Source organism: Bradyrhizobium shewense, from assembly GCF_900094605.1.
GTDB classification, from domain to species: domain Bacteria; phylum Pseudomonadota; class Alphaproteobacteria; order Rhizobiales; family Xanthobacteraceae; genus Bradyrhizobium; species Bradyrhizobium shewense.
In genome coordinates this window covers 192,313-205,636 of the sequence record NZ_FMAI01000014.1, presented here as the reverse complement: position 1 = coordinate 205,636, position 13,324 = coordinate 192,313, and the positions used below count along the sequence as shown (strand labels likewise).

10 protein-coding genes and 1 pseudogene are annotated in these 13,324 nt (G+C 62.3%); 10 read left to right on the top strand and 1 reads right to left on the bottom strand.

Annotated features, from left to right (window positions below; translation table 11 throughout):
* The first annotated feature begins 59 nt into the window (after positions 1 to 59).
* The 9 genes and pseudogenes from GA0061098_RS25775 to GA0061098_RS45665 all read left to right on the top strand — a co-directional run bounded on the left by GA0061098_RS25775 (position 60) and on the right by GA0061098_RS45665 (position 11,349).
* On the top strand, positions 60 to 479 hold the full coding sequence (locus tag GA0061098_RS25775; RefSeq protein ID WP_091963115.1) for a DUF6647 family protein: 420 nt from the start codon (positions 60 to 62) through the stop codon (positions 477 to 479).
* Between the two features lie 221 nt (positions 480 to 700).
* A complete protein-coding gene (locus GA0061098_RS46275; RefSeq protein ID WP_245323574.1) occupies positions 701 to 4,651 on the top strand; it encodes an autotransporter outer membrane beta-barrel domain-containing protein in 3,951 nt (1,316 codons plus the stop codon).
* A gap of 177 nt (positions 4,652 to 4,828) precedes the next feature.
* Positions 4,829 to 5,182, top strand: coding sequence for a hypothetical protein (locus tag GA0061098_RS25760; RefSeq protein ID WP_129590925.1), 354 nt, complete (start codon positions 4,829 to 4,831; stop codon positions 5,180 to 5,182).
* A 63-nt stretch (positions 5,183 to 5,245) separates the two neighbouring features.
* Positions 5,246 to 5,725: a CBS domain-containing protein gene (locus GA0061098_RS25755; RefSeq protein WP_091963109.1), complete on the top strand. Its 480-nt coding sequence runs from the start codon at positions 5,246 to 5,248 to the stop codon at positions 5,723 to 5,725.
* A pseudogene (locus tag GA0061098_RS47475) lies at positions 5,722 to 6,333 on the top strand (PrnB family protein); the annotation flags it as partial. The gene GA0061098_RS25755 and the pseudogene GA0061098_RS47475, both read left to right, overlap by 4 nt.
* 252 nt (positions 6,334 to 6,585) lie before the next feature.
* Positions 6,586 to 9,117 carry a cytochrome b5 domain-containing protein gene (locus GA0061098_RS25750; protein WP_245323572.1) on the top strand — a complete coding sequence of 844 codons (2,532 nt, stop codon included), beginning with the start codon at positions 6,586 to 6,588 and terminating at the stop codon, positions 9,115 to 9,117.
* A gap of 1,097 nt (positions 9,118 to 10,214) precedes the next feature.
* A complete protein-coding gene (locus GA0061098_RS25745) occupies positions 10,215 to 10,436 on the top strand; it encodes a hypothetical protein (protein WP_091963103.1) in 222 nt (73 codons plus the stop codon).
* 419 nt (positions 10,437 to 10,855) lie between these two features.
* On the top strand, positions 10,856 to 11,038 hold the full coding sequence (locus tag GA0061098_RS25735; RefSeq protein WP_091963188.1) for a hypothetical protein: 183 nt from the start codon (positions 10,856 to 10,858) through the stop codon (positions 11,036 to 11,038).
* A 41-nt stretch (positions 11,039 to 11,079) separates the two neighbouring features.
* Positions 11,080 to 11,349, top strand: a complete 270-nt coding sequence (locus GA0061098_RS45665; RefSeq protein ID WP_430649277.1) for a DUF6894 family protein — start codon at positions 11,080 to 11,082, stop codon at positions 11,347 to 11,349.
* Between the two features lie 413 nt (positions 11,350 to 11,762).
* Here GA0061098_RS45665 and GA0061098_RS25725 read toward each other — a convergent pair whose 3' ends face one another.
* Positions 11,763 to 12,221 carry a response regulator gene (locus tag GA0061098_RS25725; RefSeq protein ID WP_091963097.1) on the bottom strand — a complete coding sequence of 153 codons (459 nt, stop codon included), beginning with the start codon at positions 12,219 to 12,221 and terminating at the stop codon, positions 11,763 to 11,765.
* An 87-nt stretch (positions 12,222 to 12,308) separates the two neighbouring features.
* Here GA0061098_RS25725 and GA0061098_RS25720 point away from each other — a divergent pair, with 87 nt between their 5' ends.
* Complete coding sequence (locus tag GA0061098_RS25720; RefSeq protein WP_091963094.1) at positions 12,309 to 13,316, top strand: chemotaxis protein CheB; 1,008 nt, start codon at positions 12,309 to 12,311, stop codon at positions 13,314 to 13,316.
* Positions 13,317 to 13,324: the final 8 nt, after the last annotated feature.

The window sequence follows — 13,324 nt, the reverse complement described above, 5'->3', positions numbered from 1 at the left end:
GCGAAGACGGTGTCGGGTACTGCGCGAACACGAGCGCAAATTGCGCATGAGGTTACACATTGAACAATTTGATCGCCGCCTACATCGCATGGATCGTCGTCCAGACGGGCCTGGCGGCTCCCGATCACCCATCGATCCACTTCGCGACGCCAACGGAGATGGCGGTGCGATATGGCGCTTCGGTCAACGGCGTGCTGGAGCTGCAAGCGCTCTACAATATCGAGGAGGGCGCGATTTACCTGCCGCGAGAATGGCAGCCGGATAATCTGCGGCAGAAGAGCGCCCTGCTGCATGAACTGGTGCACCATGTGCAGCGGTTCAACAAGATAGACCTCCCCTGTGCCGCCGCCTACGAACGCCCGGCTTACGATCTCCAAATCAAATGGCTGCGCGAACAAGGGGTGGACGATCCCTACGACCTGATCAAGACGAACGAGCTGAGCATCTACATGGTGAGCGTCTGTCAGGATGGATCATAGCGGTGGCCATCTCACTTCGCCGATCCCTGATTGCCGCGAAACCCGATTGGTTTCGCCCGGCTTGTGAGCTCGATGCGCTACCAGCGCCGCCAGGCGCACGGGAGTTTCATTCGCCTCTGTTCGACTGCGCGGAGTTTTGGCTGTCTTGTTCTGTCGCATTTCTGCGTCGCATTGTCCGCGCGAGCCGTCTCCGCTCTCGGGCTGCAGCGGCATGCTTCATCGTGCCGCTGACTTTTGCCGCCGCCATTGTTCTTGAGGATGCCGCACGCGCGGATGGAGGGGCCGGCAGTCAGGGCTCACCCTCCGGCGGCGTCGGGGGACTGGATAATCCGACCGGAGCGGGTGGCACTGGCGGGAATGCCACGAACAACTCTGGCGGTGGTGGCGGCGGCGCTGGCGTCACCGGCGGACTGGGCGGTGCGGGCAACACCAACGGCGGCAATGGCGGACAAGGCGGCGCACACGGCTATTTTGATGTGGGCGCCGGGCTCCCGGCGAGCGCGTCCACAGGCAGCAATGGAGCCGACGGATTCGACGGCGCGCCAGGTGGTGGTGGTGGTGGCGGCGGTGGCGCGGGCGGCTACGGAGCCGTGATCACCACTTCCGGCGTACTCGGCACTCTCAACGTCAACGTCATCGGTGGCGCCGGCGGCAACGGCGGCATGGGAACAAACGTATTTCGCGGCGGCGAAGCCGGCACCGGCGGCATCGGCCTCGATGTCACCAGTGGCGCGTCGACCACACTGGCCATCGGCAGCGGTATAACGGTGCAGGGCGGCGATGGCGGCATCGGCGGCGTCGGCGGTTCGTTCGGCAGCGGTAATGGCGGTGCCGGCGGTGCAGGCATCACGGGCGCCGGGTTGACGATCATCAACGCCGGAACGATCAGAAAGGGCGCCGGCGGCGCGGGCGGACTCAGCGGTGGGGGTGCTGCGGGTCTCGTGGGCGCCGATGGTAACGCCATCACCTTCACGGGCGGCACGAACATTCTGGAAATCCGGTTCGGCTCGTCAATCACAGGCAAGGTGGTCGCGTTCAGTTCTGCCGATACGTTCAGGCTTGGCGGGTCGACCAATGCATCGTTCGATGTGTCGGGCCTCGGCGCCCAGTACCAGGGCTTCGGAATATTCGCCAAGACCGGCACCAGTACCTGGACCCTCACGGGCACGCCGGGCACAGCCACGCCGTGGACCATCTCGGCCGGTACATTGGCGGCCGGCGCTGGAACCAATGTGTTTGGATCGACCAGTGCGATCACGGTCAATTCGCCGGGCACGCTGGATCTGGCGGGATTTAACCAGACCATCGGCTCGTTGACAGGCAATACGGGTGCCACGGTCACCAATAGCGCCGCTGCGGCTGCGACGCTTACCACGAACGGTGCCGGCAACGCGTCAACGAGCTATGCAGGCAACATCACCGACACCGCCGTGACGGGAGGCGCTGCAGCAGCCGGCGCCCTGCATCTGGTCAAGAACGGCACCGGCACGCTGACGCTGTCGGGGGCGACGGGTTCGCTGACCTATCATGGCGACACCACAGTCAACGTCGGCACGCTGCACATCACCAACAGCACCTTCACCAATCAGCAGGGATCGAATCTGACGGTCAACAATGCAGGTACGTATCAGATCGATCATCTTCTGACCAACTCCGGCGTCATCCTGGTCAATGTCGGCGGCGTCCTGAACGCCATCGCGGGCGGCATCACCAACAATGCGACCGGCACCATCACCAACAACGGCCAAATCAACGACGCGTTGAACAACGCAGGCACAGTCACCAACAATCTCAGCTACAATGCCGATGTCGCGACAAACACCGGCACGATTACGAACGCCTCGACCGGCACCTGGACGGGCAACGTCATCAGCAATGCCGGCAATGCGACCGGCATTGCCAACAACGGCATCTGGATCGGCAACGTCGTTTCCAGCACCGGCACAATCAACAACAGCCTGACCTGGACCGGCACGATCAGCAACAATGCCGGCGGCACCTTCAACAACAACGCGCCCGGCACGGTCTCCGGTCTCGTGACCAACGCGGGCACCGGCACCAACAGCGGCGCGCTGAATGGGGGCCTGTTGAACACGGTTGGCACGTTTGCAAACACCGGCACGATCGGCGGCGTGGCGGTGTCGGGCGGCACGGTCACCAACAGCAACATCGTCTCGGCCGGCGTTAGCGTAAGTGGCGCCGGCATCTACACGCAGACCAAGGGCACCACCAGCGGTGGCCTTGCCAGCACTGCCACCGTCAACGCCAATGGAGGCGCGATCAATGGCGGTATAGCCGTCAACAACGGTACATTCAATGTCGGTGGCAACGTCACGACCGACAACTCGTTCGTGACCGGCGGCGTCGCCCAATTGAACGTCACCGGCGGCAATTTCACCGGCATTACGACGCTGACCAACAATTCAAACAATGCGAACGGCATCGTGGTTGCCGCGACCCGGACGCTGAGCGCGACCTCGCTGGTCAATGCGGCGGGCGCGACCATCAGCAATCTCGGAACCATCACCACCAATTCGACCGTGAACGACGGCACGATCACGGGCGCCTATGCGATGGCGGGCGGTACCCTGAGCGGTGTCGGCAACACGGCGAACCTCGCCGTCAACGGTGGGATTTTTGCGCCGGGCAACGGCGCCGCGGGCTCCTCGATGACCGTCACGGGAAGTCTCGTTCTCCAGGCGGCGGCGACCTATCTGGTGCAAATCGACCCGGGCGCGGCGTCATTCGCGAACATCACGGGAACGGCGACGCTCAATGGCGCCACTGTCAACGCCGTGTTCGCCAACGGCAGCTATGTCGCGAAGCAGTACACGATCCTGACCGCCGGCCATGTCAACGGTCCGTTCAGCGGGCCGGTCAACACCAACCTGCCGGACGGTTTCAAGACGGCATTGAGCTATGACGCGACGCATGCCTATCTCGATCTGTCGCTGGTCTTTGCGTCGAATTTCGGCGGCCTGAACGGCAATCAACAGGCGGTCGGCAACACCCTGATCAATTTCTTCAACAGCACCGGTCGCATCCCCCTGGTGTTCGGCGCGCTGACGCCGGCGGGGCTGACGCAAATCTCCGGCGAAACCGCTACCGGATCGCAGCAGACCACCTTCAACGCCATGAACCAGTTCATGGGCGTGATGACCGATCCGTTCGTTGCAGGGCGGGGCGAGCCGATCAGCGGTGGCGGCAGCCCGAACGCCTACGCGGAAGAGAGCCTCCCTGATGCGGCACGCGGCGCGACACGTTCGAAGGGCGCGCGCGACGCCTATGCGGCGATCTACGCCAAGGCGCCGCCGATCGCGACCGTCTTCGAGCAGCGCTGGAGCGTCTGGGCCGTGGGCTTTGGCGGATCGCAGACCACCGCGGGCGATACGATTGCCGGATCGAACAGCACGCGCAGCAACCTCGCGGCCGGCGCTGTCGGCGCCGACTACCGCATCTCTGCGAATACGCTGGCGGGCTTTGCGCTGGCCGGCGGCGGGACCAGTTTCAGCGTCAACGGATCTGGCTCCGGCAGATCCGACCTTTTCCAGGCCGGTGCGTTCGTCCGGCATAACGCCGGTCCGGCCTATATCACCGGCGCGCTGGCGTATGGATGGCAGGACATCACCACCGATCGCACGGTTACCGTCGCCGGTGTCGATCGGCTCCGTGCGCAGTTCCGCGCCAATGCGTGGTCGGGCCGCCTCGAGGGCGGCTATCGGTTTGTAAGCCAGGGTTTCGGCTGGACCCCCTACGCCGCCGGACAGTTCATCGCATTTGAGCTGCCGGCCTATGCCGAACAGGCGATCGTCGGCAGCAACGTGTTTGCGCTCGCCTATAACGCGAAGAGCGTGACCGACAGCCGCGGCGAAGTCGGCCTGCGCACCGACAAATCATTCGGGGTGCAGAGCGGCATCTTCACGTTGCGCGGTCGCGCCGCCTGGGCACATGATTTCAATCCGGACCGATCGATCGGCGCCACGTTCCAGACGCTGCCGGGCGCGAGCTTCATCGTAAACGGTGCACGGCAGGCCGGGGACGCCGCGCTGGTGACGGGGTCGGCCGGCATGACATGGCTCAACGGCTGGTCGGCCGCGGCGACGTTCGAGGGCGAGTTCTCGAATGTCACGCGCTCCTACGCCGGCAAGGGCGTGGTCCGGTATGCGTGGTGAGGCGCGGAATTCCTTTGTCGGCGCGACGTCGTCAGTTCGAATGAGCGATCTGTGCGTGTCACGACGAACCGACATCAACGGGTTTCAAGGTCCAACTTATCGGCAGATGGCAAGATGAGCACAATAGAACGCTACGCTCGCGACCGATCGGGGGTAGCCAAGTTGCAGGGGAACAAAATGAGCGACGCAGCAATCTTTCTTGGATGGAGCCGGCCGATACAGAATCGCGAAACTGATGCGCTCGAACTGCTGGAGCGGCTGGCCATCTGGCTCAAGGAGCTAAGGACTTCCGGACAGATTACCTCATACGTCCGCACGTTGCTTGAGCCGCACGGCGGCGGCCTGGCAGGCTTTGTCTTGATCGAGGGCGATGTGCCGAAGCTTCAAGCGCTCAAACAGACCGAGGCATGGAACGACGGGGTGAGCCGGCTGTCCCTGGTTCTCGAGGGAGTCATGGTGAACCACGCCATCGTCGGTGCCGGCGTGGAACGGGAGGATGCTCGCCTCAAGAGGTTGGCGAAACAGCGCTGACCGCTTCATGACATCGCTATTGCCGGGTGCAAGTAGCTTCCAGCAAAGAGGCGCGGAGACCGCATGAAAGTTCGCGAGGTCATGACCAATCGGATTCCCCGCATTCGCATGGACTCCAATTTGCAGCAGGCGGCTGAGATTGTTGCTCTCTCCGGCGCGAGCGATCTGATGGTCGTCAACGAGCAGGGGGAGTTGATGGGTGTCATTTCGGCGGGTGACATCCTTCGCGCCTGTTTGCCGAAGATTGACGACATTCTGGCCGAGGGCGGCTCGCTGGAGCAGGCCCTCGCGCTGGTCCTGAAGATGGGGCGCGGACTGTCGCGGCAACCAATGGCACCGCTGATGATCACCGAGCCGATCATCGTGGACCCCGACGATCACGTCGCGAAGGTGGCTGTTACGCTGGTGCAAACCAACATTCACTCGCTGCCCGTGGTGCGGGACGGTCGACTGCTCGGCCTGGTGACGCGAGCCACAATCCTGGAGACGGTGGTGGGGCGACTGCACAGCGTGTCGCTCGACGTCGGGAACTCGCTCGTATGAGCGTTCCGGCCAGACTGGTCCTGCGGCAGGCGGAAGTCACCAACGCTGCCTTGGGTCACGTCAATCTCGGGGCGCTGTCGGAGTCACATGGCTTCGTCAGCATCACTCCGCCTGTCCTGGATTTGCCGGCGCCATTCAATGCGTGGACCGATGCGGCGGCGTCGCTGCCGACCCTATGCGATGGCATGATCGTGCGACGAACGTTGGACAGATTGCCGCTTCTGGATGCGTCGCCCGGCGTCTTGCCCGACCGGTATCTGTTGCGCGCCTCGTCCGTGGTCGGTTTGCTCGCTCAAGCCTATTACAATATCGAAGTGCCGGCGCCCGCGCAGCTCCCTGACGCGCTCGCGCAGCCCTGGAGCACGATCGCCTGGCGCCTAGACAAGCCGCGTTGGACCATGTCGACCACCGACTACATGTTCCACAACTGGCGGCTGATCGATCCCTCCGCGCCCGCGCCGATGCGGGTCGAGAACATGAAACTGCTGACCTCGATCTGGAACAATCCCGGCGTCGAGGTCTTCATGCTTGTCGTGCTGGAGATGCTGGCCCAGAGCACGCCGCTGGTCGGCGCCGTGGTGCGCGCGCAAGAGGCGGTGGCTGGAGGAAACAGCAGCGCGCTCAAGACCGAACTCGCCCTGATGAGCGACACGCTCAATCATCTTACCTTTGCGTCGTTGCTCAAGGCGAACCCCAACCGGCACTGCGGCGACTTCCATGTCGATCCGGTGGTGTGGACCAAGATGTTCGCCACGCTTCCATTGCCGCTCAGGGCCGGCGTGCACAATGCGACCGGCGTCGAGACGCCGTTTTTCCATGTGATGGACGAATTCCTCGAGCGGCATGACTACAAGACCCAGTTGGGCGGCGAGGCGCTGATGCTTCGCAACGCGTTTCCGTTGCACTGGAAACAGTTCATCGTCGCGGTGCGCCAGGTCTCGGTGGCCGATTACGTCAGGGAGAGCGGCGACCGCGAATTGCAGGGATTGTTCAACGAGACCCGCGACGCATATCAGGGGGGCCACGGCCTGCTGGCGCGGCACCGGACCAAGGCCTTCACATTCATGGATGCCGCCTTCAAGACCGGCCGTAGCTCGACGGTCACGGGCTTTTCGGGGATGTTCAAGGACCGCGCCTGGGACGTCGTGGACACTTCGTTCGAAAATTCGCGGATCGAGCGGGCTCGGCAATATCCATCCCACGCGTCCTTCGCGCGCATCAAATCGGTATCGAACGTCGGTATCGAGCCCGCGATAATGCGTCGTATCGTTTTCGACGTCAAGGGCATGGGGATGCGCTACGAGCCGGGCGATCGTCTCGCGGTCCTGCCCGAAAATCCGGCGGATCTGGTGCAGCGAACGCTGGCGGCGCTCAATGCCGACGGTCATGAGCCCGTCACTCTCACGCAAAGCTGGCGCGCCGCAGCGGCAAGGCCTGAGTGGCATGATGGGTCCCACACCGTGCGTTTGTCGGAATTGCTGACTTTCGGACAGGTACGTCCCGTGACGCGAGAGGTCGCAAGACGGCTTTATGCCTTGACGCACAGCGAGCATCTGCGTCGTCTGATAGACGACCGCATGGAAGACCAATGGGAGCTGTGGGAACTGTTGGAAAAGCTCAAGACCGGAGGATTCGAGGCCGAGCGTTTGCTTGCTGCGCTTCCGGGAGAGCCGCACCACATTTGTCAAATCGTCCCGCCGATGGCGCCGCGGCTGTATTCGATATCGTCGGCGCCGGTCGACAGGACCGCGCCGGTCGAGGAGATCGAGCTCACCGTCGGCCATCTAACCTATCAGAGCGAGACGTCGCGAACGAGCCCCGGCGGTCAGCGCCGCGGAACGGCATCCAGCTTCCTGTGCGATGCTCAAGGCGATCAGAGTCGTGGCGTCGTCGTGCGTGTCATGCACCCGCCCCGTTTCTCGCTGCCGCGCGATCCATCGACGCCAATCGTGATGTTTGCGGCCGGCACCGGCATCGCGCCGTTCCGCGGCTTCCTGCAAGCGCGCGCACGGTCTGCATCGGGCCGCAACATCCTGATTTTGTCGGTGCGCGACGTGGAGTCGATTCCTTATCGCGACGAACTCGAATTGCTTCAGGCCGCGGGAGAATTGGAGCTGATGGTCGCGGTGTCGCGGCAACCGGTGCGTCCCGTATTTGACCCCGAAACCGGGATGTTACGGATGGCGCCGGGCAAAGCCTGCCGGGTCGACGAGCTCATTCGCGAGCCGGCGGTCGCAAGCCGATTGGTGGAGCTGCTTCGTGACCGGGAGGAGGGCGGAGAAGGCGCATCGATTTACGTCTGCGGTCGCGCAACGTTCGCCGGGGCTGTGCTCGAGGGCCTGGTGGAATTGCTCGGGCGGGGCAACTCGCCGGAAGCGGCGATCGAGGACGGCTATCAGGCCGTCTATCGGATGATCGGCGCCGATCGCTACATGCAGGACGTGTTCTCGACCTATACCGGCAGCACAGCCTCGCTGAGCCGGCGCATCGAAATATCCCAGCTGATGCTGCAGAACACGCCGCAAGTCGGTCTTTGGCAGGCGATCGGAGGGCGTGTCTACGATCTGACGCGTTTTGCACATATGCATCCCGGCGGCGCCAAGCTGATCCAATCCTATGCCGGCCTCGACGCCACCAACGCCTACCGGAAGATCGAGCACCATCGAAATCCGGAGATCGATTCGATGCTGGCGATGTTCGAGATCGGGGTGATGCGCCGATTAGACTTCGGCATGGAATGGACCGTGACGGTGGGCGACGACGGCATGCAATTCGTGCCGCTGTCGGTGTTGTTCCGCAAATGGGTGCGGTTCGTCTATCTGTTCGTCGAGATCGAGAATGCATATCGGGTGGAAGTATCGCTCAAGGACGAAGTTCTGGTACAACGCGAGTCGGGCGACGACCCGCTGAATTCGTCGTACAAGCTGCAGTTCCAGATTCAGGCGCACCACCGCTTCCTGCACATGACGCTCGAATATTTGTCGGAAGAACTCGGCAAACTCTGGCGGCACACAGCAAGCGCCTGCGACCCGCGCGCCGACATCCAGTGGCTGGAGCGTGAGCTGACGAAGCTTCGGGACAACCCAAACACCAGGCAAGCCCTGGCCTGGACCGAGGAGCTGCAACGACGCAACTCCGGACTCGCCGGTGCCGCGCTGGAGCGTTGGCACCAACATCTATTGAGCCTCCAGGCGGCGGACACGGCCTTGATGGCGAACATCAAGGCGGCCCTGAGCCGTGGGCTCCGTGCCTTCGAGACACATGAGCGCAACGCGTTGCGCGCAGGGGCGGCGACCATCATCGGCACCTTGCGCTCATTGCAGTCCACGATGCACGATTACTATACGCGGCTCTCACACGATCGGATCAGAAATCCGATTGAAAGAGATTGAGTACAAGTCAAGCGACGTAGGAATGTCCAGGTAGCCGCCAGAGAGACCGCGAAGTTGCCTTTCACGTGAAAATTCGTTCGGTCTAGCTTCACCTGCTCAGGGTTGAAAAGCGCTTCCTCAAGAAACTCATTTAACGCTTCTTCCATGATAAGGTGGCCCTCAAGGACACGCGAGCCTCGGCCGGGACCCGCTCTTTTATTTCCACTTCGTTGAGCTTCATCCTTCTCTCCCCGCCAACGGCCAGAGAGTCTATTACCACAGGTAGAGGTTTACATCGGCGGCACCAGCTGCGGTTCTGCGTCGTCGACACGCTGCAGCGCCGACAGCGAGATGCTCAGAAGCCGGACCTGCTTTGGGCGAAGCGGGCCGCCGCCATCCATCCAGCGGGCTTCTGACAATCTCAGGAGGCTGCTGCAGAGGGCCGTTTTGCCCGGACTGATAAGGTTTGGTCGCAAAGCTTATCAGTCGCACGAAAACCTTATCAGTCAGCGGCAGGGCTCTGAGGTCCGTGCAACGTTGAGGTCCGCTTCTCGCTGCGAAGCAGACGAGGGGAGGGAAATGCCGATGGTCCCCTTTTGACCCGGAGCTGACCTCAGGCACTAGCTCACGAATGATCAGGTCAGAAGACCGAATTTCCCGCAATTCGACAACGGCACTGCCCCGTTCGTCCCGATGATGTCATCAGATTTTGAATTTAGGTTCGGCCGTCCCTTAAAATTGGTGGTCGTGCAACCTTCTGCACGGATTGAGATCCATGCCCAATAGAGAGCTCCCACCGCCAATCGTCGAAATACCTCGAGTATTTACAACAACACCAATGGACATCGCGATGATCGCTAATTCTCGGGAGGCTATACAGCGGTCGCTCCGTATCCTTGATGAGAGCAGACGGCTCGCGAGCTATCCCGTTATGCACGACCGCGACCGTCGTTCGAGCAATACGCCTCTGATGCGGTGGGGCGCAGAGGGTCCTAAGAAATAGCCCTTGCAAAGGCTCCAGAGGACGCCCACCATCCTCTCATCATCGGACCGAGGCTCTGCAAAGGCGCCGGTGGCTGAGAGACCGATTTGCGCTCCCGCCTGACGGGAGAAAAGCAATGGATCGGTCCCGCCAACTCCAACATCTAGAGGAAGCAGAGCGCCATCTATTGAGCGGCGAGCAGAATATTACCGACCAAGAAGAGCGTATCGAAGTGCTCGAACGGCACGGGCATGAAACGAACTTAGCTCGCGCGGTGCTGGAAACGTTTCTATCCACACAAATGCAATTCGTTGCGCACCGTGATCAGATCCTTCGAGAATTGGACGGCACAACCTAGGCGGCTAGCGTCCGCTAATGGGACCCATAGGCGACGCAGGCGCGGGCTCTCTGGTGGCCGGTGCAGCCTCAATGGCCGAGTTGAATTCGGCAGGTGGCCTAAACGCTTAGGGAACTTATTAACCTATGATACATTGCTGCCTGATCGATGAAGCCTGATCGATGAAGGCAACAGCTATGTGCGCAAGGTGCGCTCAGCTGGTCGAGAAGCTCCAGCAGTACCGAAGGATTGCGGACCGGGTAGGCGACAAGCTCACCACCGCAGCCCTCGATAATCTGGCTGAGCAATACGCGGCCCAAAAATTGGCGATGCACCCGAAGGCTGAGGAGCGACCTAACGGTTCTTAGATGGGAAGGCGGAACAGTTGGACTGAATGTACATTAATCGACATGAACGGACCAATTCAGGGGATTGGCGTCATGGGTATCGAGCGCATGCACCCGCCGCGCTACTGGCAGATGCGAGCGGAGGAGTTTCGAACCAAGGCGGACAATTGCGAGCATCCTGAGACGAGGAAAAGCTTACGCAATGTCGCCAAGACCTACGAGGAACTCGCCCGCCGGGCCGAGCAAATTCGCACGGTCCAAGACGCAGCAGAGTAGCCGGTTAGGAACAGCGACGACTAACCTGTGTTAAATCGGCAATGCCAAGATACTTTTTCAACATTCATAGCGCAGAGCCGAGCACCGATGACACAGGAGAGGATTTGCCCGACGACGAAGCGGCGTGGCATGACGCCACGGTCTTTGCTGCTGAAGTCTTGAAGGACATCGACGGGAGATTTCGCCCCGGGCAAGAATGGTCGCTAGAGGTGACCGACGAGGCCGGCAAGCTGATATTCTGCATCAACATTCGCGGCGCTCCGCGGGCTGAACGGGCAGACCGACAGAAGGAGGAAGGCCGATTCACATAGCCTAATGCGCGGCGGCCCCTGGCGATGGATCGCATCGAACAGGCCTTTGTCGCGACCGCGATTACGGGTTTTCTCGTGATGGTGGCGGCATTTACCTGGATGATGATGAGCTGACGCGGACAGGCTTGCCGTCTTGCGCGTCGCGCTACCTTACGCCGCGGTTGTGTTGTGCCTGGCGGTGACCGCCTGGCTCGCCTTCGCGCATCTGTTTTGATCGTCGATCGTCTGCGAACCAGCAAATCAGCGGTCGCACCCAGTGGCGCGGTGCGGCGGGGTGCGGCGTTCTGCCCCAGCTCGTCGCGTAGGCGCAGTTCGAGATGGCCACTCCTGCGCAGCAGCGCCATGGCCTCGCGAACCAGCTCGTACGAATGGCTGAGCAGTTTGCTTGTCGATGTTGGCATGGGGTGCGTAGATCATCGAACGGCACTCTCGTTTGCAAGAAACGGTGGCGGTGACGCTGCGTCGCATCTTCCCGGTTGACCACCGACGAGGCTTGCAAGGTTCTGCGCCATGGCCACGATGTCGATCGGCTTCTCCCAGATCGGCACGTCCTGGAATTCCGGCTCGATGCTGATCCTGTCGTAGCCCGTGGTGAACACGAAGGGCACGTGGCGTGCCCTGAGCTCCCGGGCGATCGGAAAGATCGGCTTGGCGCGGATGTTCACGTCCAGCACCGCGGCGTCGAGAACGCCGCCGTTGTGCAGCATCTCGACCGCATCCTCGATGTGGCCGACCGGACCGGCGATCTCCGCGCCGAGCGTGCGCATCGCGTTGCCGATGTCATCGGCGAGAAAATATTCGTCCTCGACCACGAGGATACGGCGACCCATCAGCGGCGCGCGTTGACGTGACAGTGTGGGCGAGACGGACATGATCCCTCCGGCGCTCCCTCCTCACCATTTTGGAACATAAGGCCAGAGGGCGCCTTGGTGCAAACGATACAACCGAAGGCGGGTTCCATGAGCAACCGCGATATCATCGTTATCGGAGGCTCGGCCGGTGCCACCCAACCCTTGAAGCAGATTCTGGGCCGTCTGCCCGCGGATCTGCCGGCCGCCATCTTCGTCGTCCTGCACATTCCGGCGCAGGGGATCGGCATCCTCTCGACCGTTGCCAGCAGTGCCGGACCGCTTCCAGTACGCCAAGCCGAGAACGGCATGAAGATCGAGCCCGGCCAAGTCTATCTGGGTGTGCCGGACCATCATCTCCTGCTTGCCGAGGATCGCATTTTCCTGGGGCGCGGGCCACGTGAGAACATGGCCCGGCCGGCGATCGACGCCCTGTTCCGATCGGCGGCTCTCCATCACGGGCCTCGCGTGATCGGCGTGCTCCTGAGCGGCCTATTGTCCGACGGCGCGGCGGGCCTCAACGCCATCAAACGCTGCGGCGGAATGGCGGTGGTCCAGGACCCCGCGGACGCCATTTCCGACGAAATGCCCAAGCGCGCCATGGAGGCAACCACCATCGATCTCTGCGTGCCCGGCGCTGGTATGGGTGACGTCTTGTCCGATCTCGTCAGGGAGAAGGCCGGAGCGGCTTTGCCGATTCCGCCCGAGATCAGGCTCGAGGTCGAGATCGCAGCCGGCGACCGGATCGGCACCGATAATCTCTCTGTGATGGCCGACCCCGTTGCGCTGACTTGCCCGGCCTGCGGCGGCGTCATGTCCGAGGTCAAAGAATCGCGTCCGCTGCGTTTCCGCTGCCAGGTGGGCCACGCCTATACGGCCGATGCGCTCGCCAAGGAGCAGGAGGGGCGGGTGGATGAGGCCTTGCGGGTCGCGCTGCGCATCATCGAGGAGCGGGCGGAACTGGTGCACCGTATGGCCTCCGATGGCCGCCGCAGCGGCCGGCTTGCGGTCGCCGAGATGTACGAGGCGCGCGCGGCCGAGTACCGGGAATATGCCGACATGATCCGGCGCGTCGTGCTACAGTCGCTCGATCCTCCGGTTCGCAAGCGGGAGGCTTGAAGGCGCGC

Bases quoted from the DNA above. Each gene is read 5' to 3' on its own strand.
- GA0061098_RS25725 (WP_091963097.1), bottom strand. From the start codon at position 12,221: ATGTCCGTCTCGCCCACACTGTCACGTCAACGCGCGCCGCTGATGGGT.
- GA0061098_RS25755 (WP_091963109.1), top strand. From the start codon at position 5,246: ATGAAAGTTCGCGAGGTCATGACCAATCGGATTCCCCGCATTCGCATG.
- GA0061098_RS25720 (WP_091963094.1), top strand. From the start codon at position 12,309: ATGAGCAACCGCGATATCATCGTTATCGGAGGCTCGGCCGGTGCCACC.
- GA0061098_RS25745 (WP_091963103.1), top strand. From the start codon at position 10,215: ATGGATCGGTCCCGCCAACTCCAACATCTAGAGGAAGCAGAGCGCCAT.
- GA0061098_RS25735 (WP_091963188.1), top strand. From the start codon at position 10,856: ATGGGTATCGAGCGCATGCACCCGCCGCGCTACTGGCAGATGCGAGCG.
- GA0061098_RS45665 (WP_430649277.1), top strand. From the start codon at position 11,080: ATGCCAAGATACTTTTTCAACATTCATAGCGCAGAGCCGAGCACCGAT.
- GA0061098_RS25760 (WP_129590925.1), top strand. From the start codon at position 4,829: ATGAGCGACGCAGCAATCTTTCTTGGATGGAGCCGGCCGATACAGAAT.